At 64.8% G+C, this 24,895-nt stretch carries 27 protein-coding genes and 1 pseudogene; 10 read left to right on the forward strand and 18 right to left on the reverse strand.

Annotated elements, in window-relative coordinates:
• The gene (locus tag DFO50_RS16150) at positions 1 to 624 is read right to left on the reverse strand and encodes a DUF502 domain-containing protein (RefSeq protein ID WP_036386489.1); all 624 of its coding nucleotides are present in this window, start codon (positions 622 to 624) and stop codon (positions 1 to 3) included.
• Between the two features lie 3 nt (positions 625 to 627).
• On the reverse strand, positions 628 to 870 hold the full coding sequence (locus tag DFO50_RS16155; RefSeq protein WP_028499952.1) for an FmdB family zinc ribbon protein: 243 nt from the start codon (positions 868 to 870) through the stop codon (positions 628 to 630).
• Positions 871 to 1,161: 291 nt separating this feature from the next.
• On the opposite strand from DFO50_RS16155, the gene fabI reads away from it, so the two are divergent.
• The 3 genes from fabI to DFO50_RS16170 are packed head-to-tail and all read left to right on the forward strand — an operon-like array spanning position 1,162 to position 4,077.
• A complete protein-coding gene (fabI, locus tag DFO50_RS16160) occupies positions 1,162 to 1,938 on the forward strand; it encodes an enoyl-ACP reductase FabI (protein WP_028499951.1) in 777 nt (258 codons plus the stop codon).
• Between the two features lie 43 nt (positions 1,939 to 1,981).
• Positions 1,982 to 2,911, forward strand: a complete 930-nt coding sequence (locus tag DFO50_RS16165; protein WP_028499950.1) for a bifunctional enoyl-CoA hydratase/phosphate acetyltransferase — start codon at positions 1,982 to 1,984, stop codon at positions 2,909 to 2,911.
• Positions 2,908 to 4,077 carry an acetate/propionate family kinase gene (locus tag DFO50_RS16170; protein WP_107888670.1) on the forward strand — a complete coding sequence of 390 codons (1,170 nt, stop codon included), beginning with the start codon at positions 2,908 to 2,910 and terminating at the stop codon, positions 4,075 to 4,077. Before DFO50_RS16165 ends, DFO50_RS16170 begins: the two co-directional genes overlap by 4 nt.
• Positions 4,078 to 4,358: 281 nt before the next feature.
• Here DFO50_RS16170 and DFO50_RS16175 read toward each other — a convergent pair whose 3' ends face one another.
• Positions 4,359 to 5,432, reverse strand: coding sequence for a phospholipase A (locus DFO50_RS16175; protein ID WP_028499948.1), 1,074 nt, complete (start codon positions 5,430 to 5,432; stop codon positions 4,359 to 4,361).
• Between the two features lie 81 nt (positions 5,433 to 5,513).
• Entirely contained in the window at positions 5,514 to 5,780 is a 267-nt protein-coding gene (gene rpsT / locus DFO50_RS16180) for a 30S ribosomal protein S20 (RefSeq protein ID WP_028499947.1), read from the reverse strand.
• Between the two features lie 187 nt (positions 5,781 to 5,967).
• Here rpsT and murJ point away from each other — a divergent pair, with 187 nt between their 5' ends.
• The gene (gene murJ / locus DFO50_RS16185) at positions 5,968 to 7,512 is read left to right on the forward strand and encodes a murein biosynthesis integral membrane protein MurJ (protein WP_028499946.1); all 1,545 of its coding nucleotides are present in this window, start codon (positions 5,968 to 5,970) and stop codon (positions 7,510 to 7,512) included.
• 68 nt (positions 7,513 to 7,580) lie between these two features.
• On the opposite strand, the gene DFO50_RS16190 is transcribed toward murJ, so the two are convergent.
• Together DFO50_RS16190 and DFO50_RS19680 are read right to left on the reverse strand one after the other, a co-directional pair.
• Positions 7,581 to 8,813 (reverse strand): pyridoxal phosphate-dependent aminotransferase, encoded by a 1,233-nt coding sequence (locus tag DFO50_RS16190; RefSeq protein ID WP_233495291.1) that lies wholly within the window; start codon positions 8,811 to 8,813, stop codon positions 7,581 to 7,583.
• A 99-nt stretch (positions 8,814 to 8,912) separates the two neighbouring features.
• A pseudogene (locus DFO50_RS19680) lies at positions 8,913 to 9,155 on the reverse strand (Arm DNA-binding domain-containing protein); the annotation flags it as partial.
• 210 nt (positions 9,156 to 9,365) lie between these two features.
• Between DFO50_RS19680 and DFO50_RS16195 the strand changes: the two are divergent.
• Positions 9,366 to 9,728 (forward strand): Mth938-like domain-containing protein, encoded by a 363-nt coding sequence (locus DFO50_RS16195; protein WP_028499944.1) that lies wholly within the window; start codon positions 9,366 to 9,368, stop codon positions 9,726 to 9,728.
• Here DFO50_RS16195 and DFO50_RS16200 read toward each other — a convergent pair.
• Positions 9,725 to 10,579, reverse strand: a complete 855-nt coding sequence (locus tag DFO50_RS16200) for an NAD(P)-dependent oxidoreductase (protein ID WP_107888671.1) — start codon at positions 10,577 to 10,579, stop codon at positions 9,725 to 9,727. The genes DFO50_RS16195 and DFO50_RS16200 overlap by 4 nt on opposite strands.
• Before the next feature lie 147 nt (positions 10,580 to 10,726).
• On the opposite strand from DFO50_RS16200, the gene DFO50_RS16205 reads away from it, so the two are divergent.
• On the forward strand, positions 10,727 to 11,077 hold the full coding sequence (locus DFO50_RS16205) for a NirD/YgiW/YdeI family stress tolerance protein (protein ID WP_028499942.1): 351 nt from the start codon (positions 10,727 to 10,729) through the stop codon (positions 11,075 to 11,077).
• Between the two features lie 72 nt (positions 11,078 to 11,149).
• On the opposite strand, the gene DFO50_RS16210 is transcribed toward DFO50_RS16205, so the two are convergent.
• The 4 genes from DFO50_RS16210 to ffh all read right to left on the reverse strand — a co-directional run bounded on the left by DFO50_RS16210 (position 11,150) and on the right by ffh (position 15,614).
• Complete coding sequence (locus tag DFO50_RS16210) at positions 11,150 to 11,653, reverse strand: ComEA family DNA-binding protein (RefSeq protein WP_199489873.1); 504 nt, start codon at positions 11,651 to 11,653, stop codon at positions 11,150 to 11,152.
• A gap of 184 nt (positions 11,654 to 11,837) precedes the next feature.
• Positions 11,838 to 13,208 carry an adenylosuccinate lyase gene (gene purB, locus DFO50_RS16215; RefSeq protein ID WP_028499941.1) on the reverse strand — a complete coding sequence of 457 codons (1,371 nt, stop codon included), beginning with the start codon at positions 13,206 to 13,208 and terminating at the stop codon, positions 11,838 to 11,840.
• A gap of 76 nt (positions 13,209 to 13,284) precedes the next feature.
• On the reverse strand, positions 13,285 to 14,178 hold the full coding sequence (locus DFO50_RS16220; RefSeq protein WP_107890267.1) for a RimK family alpha-L-glutamate ligase: 894 nt from the start codon (positions 14,176 to 14,178) through the stop codon (positions 13,285 to 13,287).
• An 83-nt stretch (positions 14,179 to 14,261) separates the two neighbouring features.
• Positions 14,262 to 15,614 carry a signal recognition particle protein gene (gene ffh / locus DFO50_RS16225; protein ID WP_028499939.1) on the reverse strand — a complete coding sequence of 451 codons (1,353 nt, stop codon included), beginning with the start codon at positions 15,612 to 15,614 and terminating at the stop codon, positions 14,262 to 14,264.
• A 114-nt stretch (positions 15,615 to 15,728) separates the two neighbouring features.
• On the opposite strand from ffh, the gene DFO50_RS16230 reads away from it, so the two are divergent.
• A complete protein-coding gene (locus DFO50_RS16230; RefSeq protein ID WP_036386485.1) occupies positions 15,729 to 16,553 on the forward strand; it encodes an inner membrane protein YpjD in 825 nt (274 codons plus the stop codon).
• 9 nt (positions 16,554 to 16,562) lie between these two features.
• Here DFO50_RS16230 and DFO50_RS16235 read toward each other — a convergent pair whose 3' ends face one another.
• From DFO50_RS16235 to DFO50_RS16265, 7 genes are all read right to left on the reverse strand, one after another.
• Complete coding sequence (locus DFO50_RS16235; protein ID WP_107888672.1) at positions 16,563 to 17,432, reverse strand: ABC transporter ATP-binding protein; 870 nt, start codon at positions 17,430 to 17,432, stop codon at positions 16,563 to 16,565.
• A 22-nt stretch (positions 17,433 to 17,454) separates the two neighbouring features.
• Complete coding sequence (modB, locus tag DFO50_RS16240; RefSeq protein WP_036386483.1) at positions 17,455 to 18,132, reverse strand: molybdate ABC transporter permease subunit; 678 nt, start codon at positions 18,130 to 18,132, stop codon at positions 17,455 to 17,457.
• Entirely contained in the window at positions 18,126 to 18,539 is a 414-nt protein-coding gene (locus DFO50_RS16245; protein WP_028499935.1) for a molybdopterin-binding protein, read from the reverse strand. Before DFO50_RS16245 ends, modB begins: the two co-directional genes overlap by 7 nt.
• Entirely contained in the window at positions 18,536 to 19,294 is a 759-nt protein-coding gene (gene modA / locus DFO50_RS16250) for a molybdate ABC transporter substrate-binding protein (protein WP_112692870.1), read from the reverse strand. Before modA ends, DFO50_RS16245 begins: the two co-directional genes overlap by 4 nt.
• Before the next feature lie 28 nt (positions 19,295 to 19,322).
• Entirely contained in the window at positions 19,323 to 20,111 is a 789-nt protein-coding gene (locus DFO50_RS16255) for a TOBE domain-containing protein (RefSeq protein WP_028499933.1), read from the reverse strand.
• A gap of 54 nt (positions 20,112 to 20,165) precedes the next feature.
• Positions 20,166 to 20,552: an ATP-binding cassette domain-containing protein gene (locus DFO50_RS19915; protein WP_304598483.1), complete on the reverse strand. Its 387-nt coding sequence runs from the start codon at positions 20,550 to 20,552 to the stop codon at positions 20,166 to 20,168.
• Between the two features lie 72 nt (positions 20,553 to 20,624).
• Positions 20,625 to 21,257, reverse strand: a complete 633-nt coding sequence (locus tag DFO50_RS16265) for a HugZ family protein (protein ID WP_051528986.1) — start codon at positions 21,255 to 21,257, stop codon at positions 20,625 to 20,627.
• Positions 21,258 to 21,483: 226 nt separating this feature from the next.
• On the opposite strand from DFO50_RS16265, the gene DFO50_RS16270 reads away from it, so the two are divergent.
• The 3 genes from DFO50_RS16270 (at position 21,484) to DFO50_RS16280 (ending at position 24,703) form a co-directional block, all read left to right on the forward strand.
• Entirely contained in the window at positions 21,484 to 22,707 is a 1,224-nt protein-coding gene (locus DFO50_RS16270) for an ATP-binding protein (protein ID WP_158537489.1), read from the forward strand.
• Positions 22,704 to 23,243, forward strand: a complete 540-nt coding sequence (locus tag DFO50_RS16275; RefSeq protein WP_028499931.1) for a response regulator transcription factor — start codon at positions 22,704 to 22,706, stop codon at positions 23,241 to 23,243. The genes DFO50_RS16270 and DFO50_RS16275 overlap by 4 nt, the downstream gene beginning before the upstream one ends.
• 446 nt (positions 23,244 to 23,689) lie before the next feature.
• Entirely contained in the window at positions 23,690 to 24,703 is a 1,014-nt protein-coding gene (locus DFO50_RS16280) for an RHS repeat-associated core domain-containing protein (protein WP_084300217.1), read from the forward strand.
• The last annotated feature ends 192 nt before the right edge of the window (positions 24,704 to 24,895 follow it).

Here is a 24,895-nt window from a genome sequence, read left to right on the forward strand (position 1 = left end):
TTAACGGGTTTTCTGTCCGGGCGTCACTACGCCCATCGAGATGATGTACTTGAGCGCGTCGTCCACGCTCATGTCCAGTTCATGGGTGTCGGCCTTCCGGACCATGACGAAATAGCCCGAGGTCGGGTTCGGCGTGGTCGGGACGTAGACGCTGACATATTCCTCGCCGCCCAGGTGCTCGATGACGCCCTTGCCCGGATGACCGGTCAGGAAGGCGATGGTCCAGGCATCCTGGTGCGGAAACTGCACCAGCAGCGCCTTGCGGAACGATTGTCCCGAGCCGGACAGCAGGGTGTCGCTGACCTGCTTGACGCTGGAGTAGATCGATTTCACCACCGGAATGCGCCCCATCAGCGCATCCCAGAAGCCGACCAGTTTCTGGCCGAGGATGTTGGCGGCGAACGCGCCGGTGAAAATCATCACCAGCAGCGCGAACAGCAGACCGAGGCCGGGAATGTGGAAGCCGATCAGCGACTGCGGCTGCCAGGAGCCCGGCAGCCAGTCCAGCGTCTGGTCCATGGTGCTGACGATCAGGTCGAGCACCCACAATGTCACCGCCAGCGGCAACCAGATCAGGAAACCGGTGACCAGGTAACCCTTCAGTGTAAGACGGACTCTCAGCATCGCTCAGCCGCAGCCTCCGCAACCGCCACCCTGTGCGGCGGACGCGGGACAGGCAGGCGCCTTGTTCTTGAAGTCGGTGGCGTAAAAACCGCCGCCTTTCAGCTGGAACCCGCCCACGGCGGACAACTGCTTGGCATAATCGCCGCCGCCGCATTGCGGGCAGGCGGCAATCGGGTCGGCGGACAGCTTCTGCAGGTGTTCCTGCTCGTGTCCGCAGCTCCCGCAGCGGTATTCATAGATCGGCATGACCGTCGTTCTCTCTGGCATGACCGTGTACATGGCACGGCGCTTGCGTTCGGTATCGGAAAAATGTCGGATGAGATATTGTCATGATGACATCTTGCTGCATTGCAGCAAAAATACCATACAGCCTGTATGCTTATACGGTATTTGCAAACGGCAAAGTATAGCGCACTGCCGGCGCAAAGAAAAAACGCTGCAACGCGTGACTGACCATGTCATCAGAGCGGCGTGGTTTAAGGTGTTTGTCATTAGCTGTTGTTATTTTATTGCTGTCATCCAGCACGGGAGCTTTACATGCAGAACCTGTCCAACGTCATCGCCGGCAAAAAAGGCCTTATCGTCGGCATCGCCAACGACAACTCCATCGCCTACGGTTGCGCCGAGGTCCTGAAGCAGTGCGGCGCCGAGTTCGCCGTCACCTACCTGAACGAGAAGGCCGAACGCTTTGTGCGCCCGCTGGCCGAATCGCTGGGCGCCGGCATCATCATGCCGATGGACGTCGAGGTCCCAGGCCAGCTGGAAGCCGTGTTCGCCGAGATCGAAAAGAAGTGGGGCAAGCTCGACTTCGTGATCCACTCGATCGCCTTCTGCCCGATGGACGACCTGCACGGCCGCGTGACCGACTGCTCGGCCGAAGGCTTTGGCCAGGCGATGCGCGTGTCGTGCTACTCGCTGATCGAGATGGCCCGACTGGCCGAACCGCTGATGACCGACGGCGGCACCATCGTCACCATGACCTACTACGGCGCCGACAAGGTAGTGGAGAACTATAACGTGATGGGCCCGGTCAAAGCCGCGCTGGAATCCACCGTCCGCTACCTGGCCGCCGAACTGGGCCGCAAGCGCATCCGCGTCAATGCCGTGTCGCCGGGACCGCTGCGCACCCGCGCCGCCAGCGGCATCGCCCACTTCGATCGCCTGATCGAGGATGCCATCGCCAAGACGCCGGAACACAAGCTGGTCGATATCGAAGATGTCGGCATGACCACCGCGTTCCTGATTTCCGACGCCGGCCGCGCGCTGACCGGCGAGACGGTCTACGTCGACCGCGGCTTCCACCACATGGTCTGATCACCCCGCCCCCCTTTCCACCGCTTAATCCAGGACCGTCACCATGAATCGAGACGAACGCGCCTTTGATCCCCTGATCGCCCAGGCCAAAGCCCATGGGGCGATCACCATGTCGGTCTGCCACCCGTGCAGCACGGAATCGCTGCTCGGCGCCATCGAGTCGGCCCAGCACGGGCTGATCGAGCCGATCCTGGTCGCCCCGCGCAGCAAGCTCGACAAGCTTGCCAACACGCTGGACATCGACCTCGGCCGTTATCGCGTCGTCGACGTCGAGCACAGCCATGCCGCGGCGGAAAAGGCCGTCGAGCTGGTCCGCAGCGGCGAAGCGCAGGCGCTGATGAAGGGCAGCCTGCATACCGACGAGTTCATGTCCGCCGCGCTGGACCGCAATCTCGGCATCCGCACCGACCGTCGCATCAGCCACGTGTTCATCATGCGGGTATCGACCTATCCGCGACCGCTGTTCATCACCGATGCGGCGATCAATATCGCGCCGAACCTGAAGACCAAGGTCGACATCACCCAGAACGCCATCGACCTGGCCCATGCACTCGGCGTCCCCATGCCGAAGGTCGCCATTCTGGCAGCGGTGGAAATGGTCAATCCGGACATGCAGTCGACCATCGACGCGGCCTGCCTGTGCAAGATGGCCGATCGAGGCCAGATTCGCGGCGCCATGCTCGACGGCCCGCTGGCCTTCGACAACGCCATCTCGCACGAGGCGGCCGACACCAAGGGCATTCTGTCCAAGGTTGCCGGCGAGCCGGACATCCTGGTGGTGCCGGACCTGGAGTCGGGCAATATGCTGGCCAAGCAGCTGACCTATCTTGCCGACGCCGCGTCGGCCGGCATCGTGATGGGCGCCCGGGTGCCGATCGTGCTGACCAGCCGCGCCGAAGACGCGCACGGTCGCCTCGCATCGGCGGCGGTCGCCAATGTGCTGGCCCATTACCGGGCCGGAGGCAAGGCATGAGCTGCAATGTGTTGCTGGCGCTGAACGCAGGCTCCGCGACGCTGAAGTTCCGCTGCTTCCTGCCCGGCAGCGATGTCGCACTGGCCAAGGGGCTGGTCGATGGCGTCGGGCGCGGTCGCGCGCACCTGACGCTGACCGCTGCCGACGGCAGCGTGCTGGTCGACCAGCCGCTGGGGGAAAGCGGTCATGCCGCCGCGCTGGGTGCGGTGCTGGCCCAGCTGGATACGCATGGCTGGCACCCGGTGGCCGTGGTTCACCGCATCGTCCACGGCGGCACCCGCTTCCGCCAGGCGACACGGCTGGATACCGCCACCATCGATGCCCTGCGCGAACTGTCGTCACTGGCGCCGCTGCACCAGCCGGTGGCGCTGGCCGCCATCGACGCGCTGACCACCATCGCCCCGGATACGCCGCAGATCGGCTGCTTCGATACCGCGTTCCACACCACCCAGGACCCGCTGGCCGCCCGCTTCGGCATTGCCCGCCACTGGCATGACCGGGGCGTGCAGCGCTACGGCTTCCACGGTCTGTCGTATGCCACCATTGCCCACAAGCTGCCGGCGCTGATCGGCCCCGACGCCGCCGAACAGCGGGTGGTGGTGCTGCACCTCGGCAGTGGTGCCAGCGCCTGCGCGCTGCACCAGCGCCGCAGCGTGGCCAGCAGCATGGGCTTCTCGGCCGCCGACGGGCTGTTGATGAGCACCCGCCCTGGCGGTCTCGATCCCGAGGTGGTGCTGTACTGGCAGGAACAGGCCGGCATGAACGTCGCCAATGTGCGCAGCGAGATCTACAAGCGTTCGGGCTTGCTGGGGGTATCCGGCATCTCGGCCGACATGCGCGACCTGCAGGACAACGACCGGCCGGAAGCGAACGAGGCGGTGGAGCTGTTCTGCTACCGTGCAGCGCGCGAAGTCGGTGCACTGGCGGTCCAGGCCGGCGGACTCGACCACATCGTGTTCACCGCCGGCATCGGCGAGCGCAGCACGCCGGTCCGTCGTCGCATCGTCGAACGGCTGTCCTGGCTCGGCTTCCAGCTGGACGCGGCGGCCAACGACAGCAATGCGCTGCGGATCTCGACCGTGGACAGCCCGCGTGGCATCTGGGTGATTCCGACCGACGAGGAAGGCCAGATGGCGCGCGAAGCCGCCGCACTGATCCCGGCCTGAAGCCGTCAGACAGGAAAAGTCCCCGGAACGCTTCGTTCCGGGGGCCCGGACTGTTCATAAAGGCGGGCACCGACGTTCACCATGGCGTGTCGGTGCAGGCCCGACTGACAGAAACTGTCGTGCACGGCAGTCTGCCTGATGGAATCCTGTCTCTTCCGTTCCCGCCGCCGCGGGAAACCCCCGCTTCGCTCGTCCGTTCTTCGTGAACGGGGTTGATGGACAGTCTGAACCGCCGTGAGGAAAGCTCACGGCGGTTTTTTGCTTTCTCCTGGCCGCGCCTGCTACATCTCCAGCCAGTCGGTCAGCATCAGGCCGATGCCGAGCGAACTGTTGGCGTGGTTGTAGTCAATCAGGCTTTCGCCATAGCCGTTCACGTACTGGACGAAGCCGCGCAGGCGGCCATGGATCGGAAAGCTGTATTCAAGCTGCAGCATGCCCTTGCCGGTCGCCGCATTGAGCCGGCCCAGCGCCGAGAAGGTGTGCGAACCGTCGCGGCTGTAGATCAGCTGGACGTCACCATGCCCCATGTAGTCGGTAATGTCCGGGTTGTCGCCCCCGCCGCCTTCCGGCAGCCGGTACCAGGCGCGACCGAGCACCGTCCACGGCCCGCGTTCGAGGCCGGCCATGGCGTAGATCCGGTTCCAGCTGCGCGACAGCGGGTCGTCCTGACCATTCGACTGGTGGACCAGGCCGCCGCCGACCATCGCCAGCTTCCAGCCCCACAGCGACTGGCTGGTCGGTACGGTCAGCATCAATTCCGGCTCATAGTCGGTGTTGCGGAACGGCGACGACTGCGACTTGTTGTACACCTGCCAGTGCGATTGCTGGGTATAGCCGAACCACAGGTCGGCCGGGGTATCGAACATGTCCTGCCACAGCTTGGTCTTGAACGAAATCTGGAACTTGGCTTCGGTGTTCTGCACCGCATCGAACAGCGGCGTCTGCGGCTGGCTTGGCGACTGGGCACGATTGCTCGGATTGAAGTTCTGCCACACCGGCAGCACGTAGTTGGGCCGGTAGGCGCGCAGGGTGAAGGTGCCCCGCTTGTCCGAGGTGTCGAGATCCCACAGCCGCGTCAGCGGCGTGCGCCAGGCGACGACCGGCTCTGCGGGTGTCGTCGCCGTGTCGGTGCTGTTCTGCACTTCCCCGGTGGTCGGAGCGCTGGCAGCCTGGGCCGCACGTTCGGCCGGTGGCGCCGTCGGGTCCGGCGGCTGCGCGGTCAGGCTGTCATAACAGGTCAGCCGGGCGGCATCCTCGCCGAGCGCGCGACAGTGTGCCAGCGCATCGGTCAGCGGGACCGCCGCCTGTGCGGCGCCGGCCAGCACCATACAGGGCAGCAAGAGAGGCAATCGCATGATGGACAGTCTCCGTATGACAGAAATACAAAAGGCTTCGCAATTGCGAAGCCTTGTGCATTCTGGAATCGTACCAGACTATCAGGCAGCCATAGCCTTGATAGCGGACGACAGGCGGCTCTTCTGGCGAGCGGCCTTGTTCTTGTGGAACACGCCCTTGTCGGCGATGCGATCCATCACACTGCCGGAGACCTGGAACACGGCTTGCGCCGCAGCCTTGTCGCCTGCTTCGATCGACTTGATTACTTTTTTGACCGCGGTGCGATAAGCGGTACGCAGGCTGGCGTTCTGCGCGCGGGCCTTCAGGGCCTGGCGGGCGCGCTTGCGAGCTTGTGCGCTGTTTGCCATGAATGATTCTCCTGGTGAGCGGATTCTGTAAAACACGCGATTGTAAGGATGAGCCCCTGCTTTTGCAACAACAATGACTTAGCACGATTTGTCTTTCTGCCGTGCGGGGCCATTTCGGCACGCTGGTTTTGTACCGCTTCTCGCCGTACCATCGCGCCTTTGCGCCAGCTACAGTTCTGACAACAACATGAATCTGCTCAAAGCCCTGGTCACCGTCAGCGGGATGACGCTGGTTTCCCGCATACTGGGTTTTATCCGCGATGCCGTCATCGCGCGTGCCTTTGGTGCCGGCTTCGCCACCGACGCCTTCTTCGTCGCCTTCAAGCTGCCCAACCTGTTGCGCCGCATCTTCGCCGAGGGCGCGTTCTCGCAGGCCTTCGTGCCGGTGCTGGCCGAATACAAGCAGAAACGCGGTGAAGACGATACCCGCGTGCTGCTGGCCAACGTCAGCGGTGTGCTGGCCGCCTCGCTGCTGGTGGTGACCGTGGTCGGCATGCTGGCGGCGCCCTGGGTGATCTGGGTGACGGCGCCAGGCTTCACCACCGACGCCACCAAGTTCGACCTGACCGTGTCGATGCTGCGCGTCACCTTTCCCTATATTCTGCTGATCTCGCTGGCCTCGCTGGCCAGCAGCGTGCTCAATACCTATAACCAGTTCTCGATTCCGGCCTTCGCCCCGACCTTCCTGAACATCTGCTTTATCGTGTTCGCCGCTTTCCTGGCGCCGTACTTCCACCCGCCGGTGATGGCGCTGGCGTGGGCGGTATTCGCCGGCGGCGTGGTGCAGCTGGGCTTCATGCTGCCGTACCTGAAAAAGCTGCGCATGCTGCCCATGCCGCGCTTCGGTTTCCGCGACGCCGCAGTGATGCGCATCGTCCGCCAGATGGGCCCGGCGATCTTCGGCGTGTCGATCAGCCAGATCTCGCTGGTCATCAACACCATTTTTGCGTCGTTCCTGGTCTCCGGCAGCGTGTCGTGGATGTACTACGCCGACCGGCTGATGGAATTCCCCACCGGCATTCTCGGCGTCGCACTCGGCACCATCCTGCTGCCGAGCCTGTCCCGCCATGCGGCCAGCGACGATACCGCCACCTTCTCGCGCCTGCTCGACTGGGGCATCCGCCTGTCGGTGCTGCTGGCACTGCCGTCCGCCGTCGCGCTCGGCGTGCTGTCCAAGCCGCTGATCGCCACCCTGTTCATGTACGGCAAGTTCAGCCCGCTGGATGCCGACATGACCCAGCGCGCGCTGATTGCCTACTCGGTGGGCCTGCTCGGGCTGATTCTGGTCAAGGTGCTGGCGCCGGGCTTCTATGCGCGCCAGAACCTGAAGACGCCGGTCAAGATCGCCATCACCACGCTGATCCTGACCCAGTTGATGAACCTGGTCTTCATCCAGTCACTGCAGCATGCCGGGCTGGCGCTGGCCATCGGCCTCGGCGCCTGCCTGAATGCCGCCCTGCTGCTGTTCCAGCTGCTGCGCCACGGCATTTATATGCCGCAGGCCGGCTGGATGTCGTTCGGGCTGAAAGTGGTCATTGCCGTGATCGGCATGGCCGCCGTGCTGTACGGACTGCTGCAGGTGCTGCCGACCGACTGGCACGGCCACGCGTGGCAGCGGGCGCTGTGGCTGGGCGTGCTGGTGGTCGGCGGCGCCGCCAGCTATTTCGCCCTGCTGTTCGCGCTTGGCTTCCGCCTGCGCGACTTTGTCTGGCGCGAACGCCTCGCGGCCTGACGCAGTTGCCTTGAAGAAAAGCGGCCTTCCAGTTGGAAGGCCGCTTTCAGACAGGAGCAGTCCGGGAGTCAGACGGCGATCGCGTGCCGGCTGCGATAGCCGTCAAGGAAGCGTCCGATCCGGCCCATGGCTTCTTCAAGGTCATCGGTGTTCGGCAGGAACACCACGCGGAAGTGGTCCGGCTCATGCCAGTTGAAGCCGGTGCCCTGCACCAGCAGCACGCGCTGTTCGTTCAGCAGTTCCAGAATCAGTTGCTGGTCGTCTTCGACCGGATACATCTTGCGATCCAGCTTCGGGAACATGTACAGCGCGCCCTGCGGCTTGACGCAACTGACGCCCGGCATGTCGTTCAGCATCCGCCAGGCAAGGTCACGCTGACGCGCCAGCCGGCCGGTCGGTGCCACCAGATCGTCGATCGACTGATAGCCGCCGAGCGCGGTCTGGATCGCATGCTGGCCCGGGGCATTGGCGCACAGCCGCATCGAGGCCAGCATGTTCAGCCCCTCGATATAGTCCTTCGCCATGCTCTTGTCGCCGCTGACCACCATCCAGCCGGCACGGAAACCGGCGGAGCGGTAGTTCTTCGACAGCCCGTTCATGGTCACCACGAACAGATCCGGCGCCATCGACGCGATTGACGTGTGGGTCACCCCGTCGAACAGCACCTTGTCGTAGATTTCGTCGGCAAACAGGATCAGCCCGTGTTCGCGGGCCACGGCCACCAGCTCGCGCAGTACCTCGTCCGGATAGACGGCGCCGGTCGGGTTGTTCGGGTTGATGATGACCATCGCCCGCGTATTCGGCGTGATCTTGCGCCGGATATCGTCGATGTCCGGATACCAGTTCTGCTGTTCGTCACACATATAGTGCACGGCATTGCCGCCGGACAGGGTGACGGCAGCGGTCCACAGCGGGTAGTCCGGCGCCGGCAGCAGCACTTCGTCGCCGGCATCCAGCAGCGCCTGCATCGACATCACGATCAGCTCGGACACGCCGTTGCCGATATAAATGTCTTCGACGCCCACGGCCGGAATCAGCTTTTCCTGCGTGTAGTGCATGATCGCCTTGCGCGCGGCGAACAGGCCCTTGGAATCGGTATAGCCGGAGGCCTGCGGCAGGTGGCGCGCCATGTCCTGCATGATTTCTTCCGGAGCCAGGAAACCGAACGGTGCCGGGTTGCCGATATTCAGCTTGATGATGCGCTGCCCTTCGTCCTCCATCTGTTTGGCGCGGTCGAGCACCGGGCCGCGGATGTCGTAGCAGACGTTGAGCAATTTGCTGGATTTGTGGATCGGCTTCATCGGGGCGACCTTGTGGAGAGTGTTCGGCAAAGGGGAAGAAGGAAGCGGCACGGCCACGGCGGCGGCTTCCGGCTGGCGACGCCCGGCGCGCGCGCCGGACGGATCGACGCCAGCGGCCAGTTGCGCGCGCGCGGCGGCGGCGGCATCCCGGGCGGCATCGAGGGAAATCTGCGGATACACGCCCAGGGCGAGCACTTTCTCCTTGCCGGCGAAACGGTACTTGAGTCGCCAGTAGCGCGCGCCATTCGGCCGCGCCAGCAGGTAAAGACCACCGCCGTCGAACAGCTTTCGGTCACGGTCGCCATCGACGATCGCGGCGATGTCTTCGGATGTCAGCGCCATTTTTGGGGTATCTCCAGAAACGTTTCCAGAAATATACCCCGCACCCGTAAAAACGGCAAACAAATACCCCTATCATGCCGGCAATCCACAGCGGGGGTATCTAAAAAAGCGTGGCGACCGCGACCCGGCCGCAACGCCGTATAATCGCGGCAGACCCATGAACGGCGGCACCTTACGGACACGACCGCCGCAAGCAAGCGAGAACACTTGATGAAAATGCATCTGACCCAGGGCGCACAAAACCTGTTCACCGCCTATGGCGACGGCTTTGTCGCCATCAATCAGGAACAGCACCACCAGCCATTGCTGGTCATGGCGGATCTGCTGACGCCATGGCCCGCCTCCTCGTTCGAGGCGCTGACCGAGGACGACTTCGCCGCGCTGCTGGCGCATGACCCGGAAGTCGTGGTGCTGGGTACCGGTCCGCGGCTGCGATTTCCGCATCCGCGCCTGACTGCCGCGCTGACCGCCCGTCAGATCGGCGTCGAGGTCATGGATACCCCCGCCGCCTGCCGGACCTTCAATATTCTGGTCAGCGAGGACCGCCGCGTCCTCGCTGCCATCCTGCTTTAGGCCGCAGAAATCAGCCGCGCGATCGCCGACGAATCAAGCTCGCCGTCGCCGTTCGCCACCAGCGCGTCGATCAGCGCCGTCACCTGCGTGGTGGCCGGCAGGGCCGTGTCCAGCGCGCGGGCGGTTTCACCGACGATGCCCATGTCCTTCTGGTGCAGTTTGGCCTTGAAGCCCGGCACGTAGTTGTCGTCGATCATGCGCTGGCCATGGATATCCAGTACCCGGCTGGAGGCAAAGCCGCCCAGCAGGGCCTCGCGCACGCGAGCCTTGTCGACCTGGCACGCATCGGCCAGCTTGAATGCCTCGGCAACCGCCTGCACATTCAGCGCCACCACGATCTGGTTGCAGGCCTTGGCCACGCTGCCGGCGCCGGAGTCGCCGATGCGGACAATGTTCTTGCCCATCGCCTGATACACCGGCTGCGCCTTGTCAAATGCCGCCTGCTCGCCACCGACCATGAACGACAGCGTGCCATTGACGGCACCGACCTCGCCGCCCGAGACCGGCGAATCGAGGAAAGTCACGCCCCGCCCGGCGCAGCCGGCAGCGATGCGTCGTGCGCCCAGCGGGGCGATGGTCGACATGTCGATCACGATCAACCCCGGCCGTGCGCCCGACAGCACGCCGTTTTCCCCGAACAGCACCGACTCGACATCGGGGGTGTCCGACACATTGGTCACCAGCACGTCGACGCGTCCGGCCAGCTCGGCCGGTGTCGCGCAGGCGGTGACCGCCAGATCGCCGATGCTGGCCGGGCGGCGCGCCCAGACCGACACCTCGAAGCCCGCCTTGAGCAGATTCCGTACACACGGACGCCCCATGATGCCCAAACCGATATAACCCACTCTCACGCTGTCTCTCCCGCAGTAATGATGAATGCCCGGACACCGCCAGCCCGTCGTATCCCGGCATGGCGATGACTAAGGTCTGATTAAATGAGGAATCCGATAGTAACGCCATCGCCCCGCTGACGGGGTAACGCTACGAAAGGCACCATCATGCGTTCGCTTCTGATTGCCATCCCCCTGCTTGCCAGCGCCGCAGCCTGGGCCGCGCCCGCCACCACCGGCGGATTCGTTGGAGAACCGCCGAAGCCGGTCACGGTCGAACAGGCCCGTGCCCTGCCCGATGACAGCCCGGTCGTGCTGCAGGGCCGGATCACCAAGCGCCTGAATCACGACAACTACGAATTCCAGGACAAGACCGGCAAGATCACGGTCGAGATCGACAAGCATGTCTGGGCCGGCCAGACCGTCGCGCCGAAAGACCAGGTCGAGATCTCCGGCGAGGTCGACAAGGACCTGACATCGACCGAAATCGACGTCAAGCAGCTGCGCCTGCTGCACTGAGCCACCGCGCGCGTCACATGAAAAATCCCCGCCTGTTCTCTGCCAGGCGGGGATTTTTCGTGCAGGGGGAACTTACTGTGCCGGAGCAGTGGCCGGTTTTTTGGCCTTGTCCTTGGCGGCAGTCTTGTCCTTGTCGACAGCGGGCTCGCCGGCCGGGGCCGGTTGTTTGGTGGCCGGCTTCTTGGCCTTGTCCGTCGTCGCCTTGTCCGCAGCCGGGGCAGCGGCCGGAGCCGAAGCCGGCTTGGCAGCCGGCGCGGCCTTGGCACTGGCCGGGGCCGCCGGCTTGGCACCCGGCTTCGCCGCCGGCAGCGTGGTGGCGCCGGACAGCGACACGTCCTTGCGGATGCTTTCCAGCGTCTTGTCGCCGATACCGGTCACTTTTTTCAGGTCATCGACCGATTTGAACGGCCCGTTCTTCTGCCGGTAATCGAGGATGGCCCTGGCCTTGGCCGGCCCGATGCCGTTCAGCGCTTCCAGCTCGGCCTGGCTCGCCGTATTGACGTTGACCGCAGCAAACGCGGCACCGATGTAGACAAAGGCGGCAAGGATGCCGACCAGCAATCGACGCAGAAACATGAAGGGACTTCCTTTTTTGGGATGAACGGTTTGAACATAGCGCGATACCGGATACGTCGCCATATTTTTTACCCGTTTTGCCTAACCGCGCCAGACATGAACAATGAAAAAGCGCCCGCGAAGGGCGCTTCAGGCTGTCCATGCTCCCCGTCCGCAAAAAACGGACATGAGGAGAAGGTCGCGGTCAGATCCGCTTGGCCAGTTCTTCCGCCTTGCCGAGGTAGGTCGCCGGACTCAGCGCCAGCAGGCGGGTCTTCTCGTCGGCCGGGATTGCCAGCGTCTCGATAAAGGCCGCCAGCGTCTCGCGGCTGATGCCGTCCTTGCCACGAGTCAGTTCCTTCAGTTGCTCGTACGGATTCTCGATGCCGTAGCGACGCATCACGGTCTGGATCGGCTCGGCCAGCAGCGCCCAGTTCGCGTCGAGGTCGGCTTCGAGCAGCGCCGGATTGCTTTCCAGCTTGTTCAGGCCGCGCAGGAGCGCCTTGAAGCCGAGCTGGGTGTAGCCGAACGCCACGCCCATATTGCGCAGCACGGTGGAGTCGGTCAGGTCACGCTGCCAGCGGCTGACCGGCAGCTTTTCGGCCAGGTGCGACAGCAGCGCGTTGGCCAGCCCGAAGTTGCCTTCCGAGTTCTCGAAGTCGATCGGGTTGACCTTGTGCGGCATGGTCGAGCTGCCGACTTCGCCGGCAATGACTTTCTGCTTGAAGTAACCCAGCGAGATATACCCCCACATGTCGCGGTCGAGGTCGATCAGGATGGTGTTGACGCGCACCATGGTCTGGAACAGCTCGGCCATGTAGTCATGCGGCTCGATCTGGATCGTGTACGGGTTGTAGGTCAGGCCCAGGCCTTCGACGAAACGCTTGGCCAGGCCTTCCCAGGCCACTTCCGGGTAAGCGGTCAGGTGGGCATTGAAGTTGCCGACGGCACCGTTGATCTTGGCCAGCATTTCCTGGCGGGACAGCATCTCGCGCTGGCGTTGCAGCCGGTAGACGACGTTGGCGATTTCCTTGCCCATGGTGGTCGGCGTGGCCGGCTGGCCATGGGTGCGGCTCATCATCGGCTGGGCGGCCAGCTGGTGGGCCAGTTCGGTCAGGCGGGTGATGATTTCATCCAGCACCGGTACCAGCACCAGATCGCGTGCGCTCTTCAGCATCAGCGCATGGCTGAGGTTGTTGATGTCTTCCGACGTGCAGGCAAAGTGGATGAATTCGCTGGCAGCCATCACTTCCGGATTGCCGGACAGGCGTTCCTTCAGCCAGTACTCGATGGCTTTCACGTCATGGTTGGTGCGTGCCTCGATCGCCTTGACCGCTTCCGCATGTTCGACCGAGAAGCTGTCGATCAGGGTGTTGATCTCTTCGATGGTGGCATCGGAGAACGGGGCGATTTCGCCGATCAGCGGCTCGGCGGCCAGCGTCTTGAGCCACTCCAGTTCCACTTTCACCCGGGATTTCATCAGGCCGAATTCGCTGAAGATGCCCCGGAGCGGTTCGCAGGCGGCGGCGTAGCGGCCGTCGATCGGGGACAGGGCGGTCAATGCATTGAGATTCATGTGCGTCGATCTTGCTATGCCGGACCAGCCGGCGAGTTGAAAACCATGTCGCGACCCCGGGGCCGCGGCGGAAACATCAGCCCAGACGCCGGACCAGTCCGGCGGCCAGCGCGTCGGCGGCGGCCGGCGCAAAACGGAAGAACAGTTCGGGCTCGATCATCTCGAGCTCCATGATGGCCAGCCGGCCGGCGTTGTCGCGGATGGTATCGACCCGCGCATACAGGACGTCGAACGGCACGGCGCGCACGGCGGCCTCGGCAAAGGCGCACTCCTCGGCGCTCGGCTGGTGCGGATGCACGCTGCCGCCGTGGTCGTCCTGGACGCGGAAATCACCTGCCTTCGGCGTCTTGCGGATGGCGTGGGTCACTTTGCCGTCGATCACCATCAGCGACAGCTCGCCCTGCTCCAGCACACCGCGCTGGAACGGTTGCAGCATCATCGATTCGTGCCGGATCAGCTCGCCGAACGCCGCTTCATGCTCGCCGGCACGATCGGCATGAAAACGGTAGGTGTGGCGGGCCGCACCCGACACCGCCGGCTTGAGGATCAGTTCGTCCCAGTCCAGTCCGGCCACCACTTCGGTCAGGCTCCGGCTGTCGCCCGGCTCGACGTAGACGGTCGGCACCACATTGACGCCGGCGCGCGCCAGGTCGCCAAGGTAGTGCTTGTCGATATTCCAGCGGATCAGTGCCGACTCGTTCAGCAGCCGCGTACACGATTCGACATGGTCAAGCCACGGCGAGAATGTCGCATAGCGGTCGAAATAGTCCCAGGTGGTACGGAACAGCACGGAACGGGTCTGGCCCCAGTCCTGGTCAGGGTCGGCCCAGTCGCGGCGCGCCACGTTCAGGCCCTGGCGCTGCAGGGCCTCCATGACCAGCCCATCCTCGAGATGGACCTGCGACGTATACCAGTCGGATTCGTCGGGGTGCAGATAGCGGGATTCGGTCAGAATCAGGGTATCGAACATCGGTTCCAGCCTGCGCTGCGCGGACACGGTCCGCAATGGGGGAAAATCCGGAAGAGCCGGCGGGCTCTCCCGCAGATGGGGGCTTACATGCCCGGCAACAAGCCCTTCATGCCGCGCATCATCTTCATCATGCCGCCCTTCGAGAACTGCTTCATCATCTTCTGCATTTCCTCGAACTGCTTCAGCATGCGGTTGACCTCCTGCACGCTGACCCCGGCGCCGGCCGCGATGCGGCGCTTGCGGCTGGCCTTGATGATGTCGGGCTTGCGCCGTTCGGCCGGCGTCATCGAGTTGATGATGCCCTCGATGCGGTTGACCGACTTCTCGGCCTGCGCGCCTTCCATCCCCTTGGCCATCTGGCCGATCTGGCCCGGCATTTTCTCCATCAGGCTGGACATGCCGCCCATCTTGCGCATGGTCAGGATCTGCGACTTGAAGTCCTCGAGGTCGAAGCCCTTGCCGGACTTCATCTTCCTGGCGATGGCGGCGGCATCCTGCTCGTCGATGCCCTTCTGCACATCCTCGATCAGCGACAGTACGTCGCCCATGCCGAGAATGCGGCTGGCCATCCGGTCGGGGTGGAACGGTTCCAGCCCGTCGAGTTTTTCGCCGACACCGATGAACTTGATCGGCTTGCCGGTCACATGGCGGACCGACAGCGCCGCGCCACCGCGCGAGTCGCCGTCGAGTTTGGTCAGCACCACGCCGGTCAGCGGCAGCGTGTCGTTGAAGGCCTGGGCGGTGTTGACCGCATCCTGACCCTGCATCGCATCGACCACGAACAGCGTCTCGACCGGGTTGACGGCAGCGTGCACCGCCTTGATTTCGGCCATCATCGCCTCGTCGATGGCGAGGCGACCGGCGGTATCGACGATCAGCACGTCAAAGAAGTGGCGCTTCGCGTGATCGACCGCCGCCACGGCGATATCGACCGGCTTCTGCGACGGGTCGGACGGGAACCATTCGACGCCGACCTGTTCGGACAACAGCTTCAGCTGTTCGATGGCCGCCGGGCGATACACGTCGGCGGACACCAGCAGGACTTTTTTCTTCTGCTTTTCCTTCAGCAGCTTGGCCAGCTTGCCGGTAGTGGTGGTCTTGCCGGCGCCCTGCAGGCCGGCCATCAGCACGATGGCCGGCGGCACGGCAGCCAGGTTCAGCGCGTCATTGGTCTCGCCCATCAGCTTGACCAGTTCCTCGTTGACGACGCCGACCACGGCCTGGCCCGGCGTCAGGCTGCCCATGACGTCCTGCCCCATCGCCCGTTCCTTGACGTGGGCGACGAAGGTCTTGACCACCGGCAGCGCGACGTCGGCTTCCAGCAGGGCCATGCGCACTTCGCGCATGGCATCGGAGATATTCGACTCGGTGAGCCGTGCGTGACCCTTGAGGGTCTTGATCACGCCGGAAAGGCGATTGGTCAGGTTGTCGAGCATGCAGGCTGTCCTTGCGCCAGCGCGTCCCGCGCTGGCAGGGAATCGGTTAGACTTTCAGGAAACCGACATTTTACATGAGCCGACGGCAAAACCGTCGCAACGCCCATCGCCTTCATGACAACCGCCGAATTTCTGCCCGTCGCAGCCGGGATCGCCCTGGTCTGCTATCTGCTGCTGGCCTGGCACTTTACCGCCCACTGGTGCGGCAAGAGTGCGCTGACCCTGCCACGCGCGCCCCGCATCGAGCACCTGCTGATCGGCGCCGCGCTGGCGCTGCACGCGCTGACGCTGGCCGCACCGGCCGGCCAGCTGCTGCATCTCGGCGTCGGCGAAGCCGTCAGCCTGCTGGCGTGGCTGACCGTGCTGATCTACTGGATCACCTCCTGGTTCTTCCGCATGGAGGGCCTGCAGGCCCCCCTGATGTGGATGGCCGGCCTCGGGGTCGCCATGGGCGCACTGCTGCCGTATACCCACCAGTCCGATCTGCAGGCCACGCCGCTGCTGACCGTGCACATCGTCATCTCGCTGATCGCCTACAGCATGTTCCTGCTGGCAGCACTGCTGGCCGGGCTGATGCTGTGGGTCGACAAGCGGCTGCATACCCGCCAGCTGGCCACGCTGCCGACCCGCCTGCCACCGCTGCTGGCGCTGGAAACCCTGCTGTTCCAGCTGCTGTCGGTTGCCTTCCTGCTGCTGACGGTGACTGTGTTCACCGGGGTGACCTTCTCCGAACAGATTTTCGGCATGCCGTTCGCGTTCACGCACAAGAGCGTGTTCTCGATGGTGTCATGGGTGGTGTTTGCGCTGCTGCTGTTCGGCCGTTCGCGCTATGGCTGGCGCGGTCGGGTCGCAGCGCGCTGGACGCTGGCCGGCATGGGCACGCTGATGCTCGCCTACCTCGGCAGCAAGATCGTGCTGGAGCTGTTCCTGCACCGTTGAGCCGGGGGCTCAGTCCCCGGCCGGAAACACCAGCGGGCTGAATGCCTTGGCCGCCACGGTCACCCGCTGGCCGACGCGCAGTTGCGCCGCCTCGTCGTCATCGAGCACGACATCGACAATCTCGCCGCCCACCAGCAGGCTGGCGATCTGCAGCACATCCTCGTCCCGGATTGCCAGCACCTCGCCGGCCAGACGGAAACGACCGGCCGCCTGCCGGGTCAGGAACAGTTCGGCCGGGGTCGCATCGCCGGTCACCACGCCGTCCTCGAGACGAATGACCCGGCTGGCCAGCCGGAACACTTCCGCCAGATCATGGCTGACCAGCACCGTGGTCAGCTTCAGCGCCTCGTGCACGCGCAGCAGCTCCTGCTGCAGCCGGCTGCGCAGGGCCGGGTCCAGTGCCGACAGCGGTTCGTCCAGCAACAGCAGCGCCGGCTCCCAGGCCAGCGCGCGCGCCAGTGCCACCCGCTGCTTCTGTCCGCCGGACAGCGTGTCCGGCTTGCGATTGGCCAGTGCTTCCAGCCCCATCAGTGCCAGCAGCTCGTCGACCCGCGCCGGCGTGCGCGCGGCAAAGGCCAGGTTGCCGCGCACCGTCAGGTGCGGGAACAGTGCGTAATCCTGGAATACCAGCCCGATGCGGCGACGCTGCGGCGGCAGGTCGATGCCGCGTGCCGCATCGAACCACACCTCGTCGCCGACCACGAGACGGCCACTGTCCGGCCGGGTCAGCCCGGCCAGCATGCGCAGCAGCGTGGTCTTGCCGGCCCCGGACGGGCCGAACAGCGCGACACGCTCGCCGGCACGGATGGTGGCCGCGGCCGAGAACGCCAGTTCGCCATGCCGGGACACCAGCCGCTTCTGCAGATCGAATTCGATCATGAAATCTCCGCCGCGCGCCGGCTCAGGCCGCGCGCGCCTGCGCCTTGTTGATGATGTAGACCGTCAGCAGCACGACAAAGCTCAGCACGAACAGCACGCCGGCGTAGACATTGGCCGCCGCATAGTCGAGGGCTTCCACTTCGTCGTAGATGGCGATCGACGCGACCTTGGTCACACCGGGGATATTGCCGCCAATCATCAGCACCACGCCAAACTCGCCGACCGTGTGCGCAAATGCCAGCACGATGCCGGACAGCAGCGACGGCTTCAGGTTCGGCAGCAGCACGCGGAACAGGATCTTCAGCCGTGACGCCCCCAGTGTGCGGGCGGCCTCGGTCAATGACACCGGCAACGACTGGAAGCCGGACTGCAGCGGGTGAACCATGAACGGCATGCTGAACAACACCGAACCAAGTACCAGTCCCTCGAAAGTAAAGACCAGGCGCAGGTCGAAGGTCGCCGCCAGCCAGTGGCCGAGCCAGGACTGCGGCGAGAACGCCAGCAGCAGGTAAAAGCCCAGCACCGACGGCGGCAGCACCAGCGGCATGCTGACCAGCGCTTCGGCAACCGGCTTCCAGCGGGCACGGCTGCCGGCCAGCCACAGGGCCAGTGGCACACCGATCACCAGCAGGATGGCCGTGGTCACGGCCGCCAGCTCGAACGTCAGAAACAGCGGACTCCAGTCGATCCGGCTCAGCATGGCCCGTCTCCTGCCTCGATCCACAGCGACAGCTCATTGGCCTTGATCAGCGCCGTCACCGCATCGCCGGGGGCCAGTTCCAGATCGCTTGCCGCGCGGGCAGTGATCAGCGACACGATCTTGTGTCCGTCGCAGTCGAGCGTGACCCGCGCCATCAGCCGGCCGAGGTCGAGCGAATCAATGGTCGCCACCAGCCGGTTGCGCAGGCTGATCCGGCCGAGCGCGCCCTTGGCCAGCGACACTTCCGCCGATTTGAAGCCCGCGGTGACCCGCGCGCCGGGAACAAAGGCCCCCGCACCGCCAGCCATCATCGCGGTCAGGCGCGTCCCGTTGTCCAGCTCGACCTCCACCAGCGCCAGCGACGCCTCGCAGTTCACCGCCACTACACTGGCGTCGAGGCGGTTCATGGCAGCAGGTAGCCGTTCTTCGACAGGATGTCGCGCGCCGTGGCCGAACTCATGAAGTCATACAGCTTGCGGGCGGCCACCCCGTTCTCGGCACCACCGCGCCTGGTCACCACCATCGCCTGTGCGATCGGCTGGTAGCTGTCGCGGGCCAGCTCCACATAATGGCCCTTGCCCTTCATTTCCGGGGACACCACCACCGACTTGGCGGTAAAGCCGGCGTCGGCCGCACGCGAGTAGATGTACTGGTTGGTCTGCGAGATGCTTTCACCAAACACCAGTTTCGATTCCAGCTTGCTGTCCAGGCCGAGCTTGCCGAGCACCTTCATGGTTTCACGACCATACGGCGCCGTACGCGGATTGGCGACGGCGATTTTGGCGACCTGCGGGCCGGCCAGCGCCTGCTGCCAGTTGTTCAGGTTCAGATCCGGCTTCAGCGTCCACAGCACCAGCGTGCCGTAGGCATAGATTTTCGGTGGCGTGGCGGTCAGGCCGAGTTCGGCCAGCTTTTCCGGGAAATCACGGTCGGCCGACAGGAAGAAATCGTACGGTGCGCCATTCTGGATCTGGGCGACGAACTTGCCCGACGAGCTGTAAGACGGTTTGACGGCAATGCCGGTCTCGCGCTGGAATGCCGCGGCCAGATCGTTGAACGTGTACTGCAGATTGGCGGCAACGGCCACCGACAGCGGCTCGGCCGCCAGCACCGGTCCGGCAAACACGAGGGAAACCAGCAGCGGCAGGGTCTTCTTCAGCATGGAAACTCCGGGGAAAAACAGTAGGAAATCAGGCAGCGACGGCCAGGATCACTTGCGATGCCTTGAACAGCGCGGTGGCCTGCTGGCCGACGGCCAGCGCCATGCGCTCGGCGCTGTCGTGAGTGACGATGGCGCACACGCTGTTGCCGCCATCGAGATCGATGACCACTTCGGTGTTGACCGCCCCCGGCGTCAGCGACGCGACAATGCCGGTCAGCTGGTTGCGCGCAGACAGCAGCGCGTCACCGAGACCGGTCGCCACCATGATCGACGAGGCCTTGACCAGCGCGATCGCCTCACCGCCAACTTCGAGACCGAGGCTGGCCCGGCTGTCACTGGTAATGATGGCGACCAGCCGCGCGCCGCCGGCGAGTTCGAGTTCGATCTCGTCATTGACCGCGCCGGTACGGATCGCGCTGATGCGGCCAAGAAACTGATTGCGGGCACTGGTGCGCATGGTGCGGAATCTCCTCAGCAGATCGAGTGTGGCCGGTACGTCGTCCAGATGAAGGGCCGCCAGCATGCGGTGCTGCTCGGCCTCGATGGCGCGATAGACCTTGACCAGCGCGTGGCCGGCCTCGGTCAGTTGCGTACCGCCGCCACCGCGGCCACCTGCTGCACGGGTCACCAGCGGCTGCGGCGACAGGTTGTTCATCGCGTCGACCATGTCCCAGGCGGTCTTGTAGCTGACACCGGCCGCTTTGGCTGCTCGCGTGATCGAGCCTTCGGCGGCAATGGCTTCCAGCAGGCGCACCTGGGGCAGCGCGGCATAGCGCCGGCCTTCGGCCAGCAGGGCAAGATCGGTGGCAAACGGCATGGGCTGCGACTCTGGCTAGGGAATACCAGGCGCAATATATCCGACTACATAGCGTCAGACCATAGCCCGGATGGCGGAGGCGGACCCGGCCGGCATGAACAGGCCGGCATCGAGAGTGGCACGATGACCGACGCTGAGCAGGATGCCGCTGTGCATGACAGCGACGATACGGGCGTACAACTGCTGCTCCATGTCTTCGTCCAGCGCACTGGACGCCTCATCCAGGCACAGCACATCCGGCGGATCGAGCAGTACCCGGGCCAGCGCGATCCGCTGCTGCTCGCCCAGACTCATCACGTGCGCCCAGGATTCGCAGTGGTCGAGCCGGTTGCTGAAATGCACCAGCCCCGCCTCGTGCAGGATGGCCACCAGCTGCCGGTCATCGATCGCACCGGCTTTTGCCGGATAGCACAGCACGGCGCGCAGGCTGACCCCAGGCACGGCGACGGTCGTCACCGGACCAGCAGGGCCGGACCAGGCCCCAGACGTTGCCGATGACCGGCCGGGCGACACTCATGCCGCCGCTGCCCCGCCTGCGGCCACGGCAGCCAGCACCTCGTCCACATCCTGCGGCGGTCGCTCGAAGGTGATCCGGCGGCGAAGATCGAGCAGGCGCAGATCACAGCCACCACTGTCGACGCCGAGCACATGCCAGCCCTGGCCGGTCAGCCCGGCGATGGCCTCGGCTTCGAACGGCAGCGCCGGCCGCAGCAGCTCGGCGCCATCGAACCAGCCCATGCGACCGAAGCCGGCCACGAAGCGCGCCCGCTTCGGCACGAAGCGCCAGAAGGAAAAATCGTCGAAGTCGATATAGTCGACCGCACCGGGCTGGTAGCGCAGAAAACGTTGCCGGCGCGCCGGTGTCCGCTCGCACGGCATGGCATCGGCCAGCAGCGTGATCCTCAGCGTGCGATCCGCCGGCAGGGTGGCATCGGCCAGCAGCAGACTGGCATGCGCATCGGCCTGCAACTGCCTGGTGTGCTCGGCCAGGGTGCTGATCACGGTCAGCGGCACACCGTCCTCATCCGGCGCCAGCGTGATGGCAGAGACATACGGATAGCCGGGCAAGGCCAGGCAGTGGCTGGCCAGCGCGGCCTGTTCGCTGCAATGCAGCAGGGAGACGGCGGAAATCAGTCCGGTATTCACATCAGGTCTCCTTGGAAAGACGGTAACAACAACCAGGTCTACTGTTGACCGTAGCAGAAGTCTCCCTCGTCCGAGCGGAAGGCAACCACGCCGGCGCGACAATATGCCGCAAGCACATCGCCGTCCGGGCAGGTACATTCGGCCCGGTCACTGCCGAACCAGCGCCAATGCCCTTCCCCTTTCCCTGCCCGGTACAATGAGCGCTCCCTTTCCCGCCCCCCGAGTCATGGACCTTCCCTCGTCGATTCGCATCGTTCGCCTGCGCTGGGCCATTCTCGGCCTGTGTCTGCTGGCCGGCGGCGCCCTGTATCTGGGCGCAGTCGAATTGCCGTGGCCGGCCCTGGCCCTGGTCGCCTGCTCGCTGGCCTCGGCCAACCTGGTCTGGAGTCTCGCCGGCCCGGCGCGCTGGGCCGCGCTCGATATACAGCTCGGTGTCGATTTTCTCTGCCTGACCGCGCTGCTGTACCTGACCGGTGGCCCGGCCAATCCGCTGGTGTCGATGTATCTGCTGCTGATCGCACTGGCCGCACAGGCCATGCCTGCGACCCGGACCTGGCTGCTGGCCGCCGCGTCGATGCTCGCCTATGCCCTGCTGTTCCGCTGGCACCAGCCGATCATGGTCGCCGGCGAGCATTCGGACATGCTGATCAGCCTGCATCTGGCCGGCATGTGGCTGACCTTCTGCGTCTGCGGCATCGTGCTGGCCGGACCGCTGGCCAGACTGTCACGCACGGTGCGCGAGCGCGAACTGGAGCTGGGCCGCATCCGCGAAACCCAGCTGCGCGACGAAAAGCTGGTAGCGCTGGGCATGATTGCCGCCGGCGCCGCACATGAACTCGGCACACCACTGAATACCCTGACCCTGCTGGCCGACGACCTGGCCGAACGCTATGCCGGCGACCCCGAGCTGGACGACGATGTCCGGCTGATGCGCAATCAGCTGGGTGCCTGCCGCCGCGCGCTGGGACGCCTGAAACAGCAGGGCGGCGAGCTGGCGTCGCCGGCAGAGCCGGTCTCGCAGCAACTCGGACATCTGGTCGCCAACTGGCGCAATCTGCGACCGCAAATCGAGCTCGACTATCAGCCGGCGCTGGCGACAGCGCCGACCCGCTGGTTCGACCCAAGCTTCGGCCCCGCACTGCTGAACCTGCTGAACAATGCCGCCGACGCCAGCCCCGATGGCCGGATAACGGTCCAGGCCGACTGGCAGGCACCGATACTGGTCATCCGCATCCGCCATGCCGGCAGTCTGCCGCCGCAGCTGGAGCTCACCCATCCGGCAATGCCGGTGGCCAGCAGCAAGCAGCATGGAATGGGACTGGGCATGTTCCTGGCCCACGCCACCCTGGACAAGCTGGGCGGTACACTGCGGATGGACAGCGATGCGGACGGCGTCTGCACCACACTGACCCTGCCCCTGCCCACCTCCCACGCGGTTAGCCCCCCATGACACACCTGCTCCTGATCGACGATGACGAAGCCTTTCTGTCCATGCTGTCCCGGGTGCTGCAGCGCAAGGGGCTGTCCATCAGCCTCGCGGTCTCCCCGGAACGGGCGCTGGAGGTCATCAGCGAGACACCACAACCGATCGACGGCATCGTGCTCGATCTGAACCTTGGCGGCTGCAGTGGTCTGAAATGGATTCCGGCCCTGCGCGAAAAACTGCCGGATACGCCGATTCTGGTACTGACCGGCTATGCCAGCATCACCACGGCAGTCGATGCCATCAAACTGGGCGCGACCCAGTACCTGGCCAAGCCGGCCGATGCGGACAGCATCCTGGCAGCCCTGCAAGCCGATTCGACCACCTCGCCGACCGCCCCGGCCGACCCGGCCACCCCGATGTCGCTGAAGCGGCTGACCTGGGAACACCTTCAGCGGGTACTGAACGAGAACGACGGCAACGTCTCCGCCACCGCCCGCGCCCTGAACATGCACCGCCGCACGCTGCAGCGGATGCTGGCAAAACGGCCGGTTGCCCGCTAACCGCCACTTGTCCTGCAGGCAGGCCTGGCAGTCGCGGAGTTTCCCGGCCTGAAACTGGTTTCAGAAGCGGCGCCCCGGCCGGGACCGGCCTCGACGGCGCCCGAAAACAGGGAGGCCAGCCGTGCCCGGCGACACTGCCACATCCCCCCACCTCATCCCGTCATTCATGGGCCACTCCGGGTACCGGTGCCCCGCCGCTGGCTGGCATGCATGAACAGCACGCCGGCCGGACTGGCGCATGCAGCCTGCTGTATCACCTGGAGAAAACGGCGCGGTTCCGCGCCGCGCTGAACCATGGATGAAAGCAGCCCAAAACGGCCGGTTGACGGTCCGCGCCATTCGTCCGAAAGAACAACCGGGGCAGCACAGATCTCCTATAGCAGGCTTTGAAGCGACATATCAGACCGGCACCGGCTGCTCAGGATGCCGGACATCAGGAGCCCACCATGCCAGGCGAAACATCCTCCCTCCCGGAAAACCTGCCAGCGGTCCCGGGTTCCGGCCCCCGCCCCGCAATCGGCATGCACGGTGAACGCATCGACTGGCTCAACCCGCGCAGCCAGCTGTATCACCTGGGTGATGGCGCACGCAGCTATGATCCGATGCTGCAGTGCTTCCTGAACAAAGACCCGTACTGCCCGTTCTCGGGTGGCGGCATCAATCCGTATGCGTTCTGCCGCGGTGATCCGGTCAACCGGAGCGATCATTCCGGCTACATGAGTGTTTCCGCCGGGTTCGGACTCGGGATGGGCATTCTCGGTATCCTGCTCGGCATTCTTACCCTCGGCCTGGCAACGCTGGCAGCGATGACGGTCCTGGGCAGCTTGCTGCTGGCAACCTCCACTGTCCTTGGCCTGGCGTCCAGCGCCACTGGCATCGCCTCCGCCGTACTGGAAGACCGGGACCCCGAACTGGCACGCACGCTGGGCTGGATATCGCTTGGGCTGGGCATGGCCTCGGCGGTAACGGGGATGATCGGGCCAGCGCTGGCCAGCTACGTGAAGGCCACCGGGCGCGTCATTACCGGCCGCCTGATAAAAAATGGCCACATCAACTTCGTCGAGGCCACAGAATCACAGGACAAAATCCATTTTCTGTTTCTGCCAGAATTCAAAGACGGCTCGCTGGTCATGACTCACGGGAAACCCGGGCTCATGCAGACCATCAATGGGACGTATGTCACACCCGATGAGTGGGCAGACGAGCTGTTCCGGTTCTCGGGTTACGCCAGATCCCGTCCCGGCAGTCCCCTCTATCTGATGTCCTGCAATGCAGCTACCCCCCATGCGCCGGCAGCCGCCAACGCCCAGTACATCGCCGATGTGCTGGGCCGCACGACCCGGGCCCTGAACTCTCCCGTGTCCATGTGCCACATCGACAGGCTGCCGAGGCTGCTGCCCCGTACATTCGTTGGGCGCGGCAACACCTGGGGCAAGCTGCTCGATTTCACCCCGCAGTAAACCGCCCATGAAAGCCGCCCCCCGGGCATGGCACGGGGGGCGGCTTTGCGCATTCAGTCGCACCAATGAAAGAAGCCCTCGTACAGGGTACGAGGGCTTCAGTATAGGACCTGGCGGTGACCTACTTTCGCATGGGCAAGTGCCACACTATCATCGGCGCAAAGCAGTTTCACGGTCCTGTTCGGGATGGGA

The sequence above is a fragment of the Microvirgula sp. AG722 genome (assembly GCF_003269145.1).
In the GTDB taxonomy this organism is placed as follows: Bacteria; Pseudomonadota; Gammaproteobacteria; order Burkholderiales; family Aquaspirillaceae; genus Microvirgula; species Microvirgula aerodenitrificans.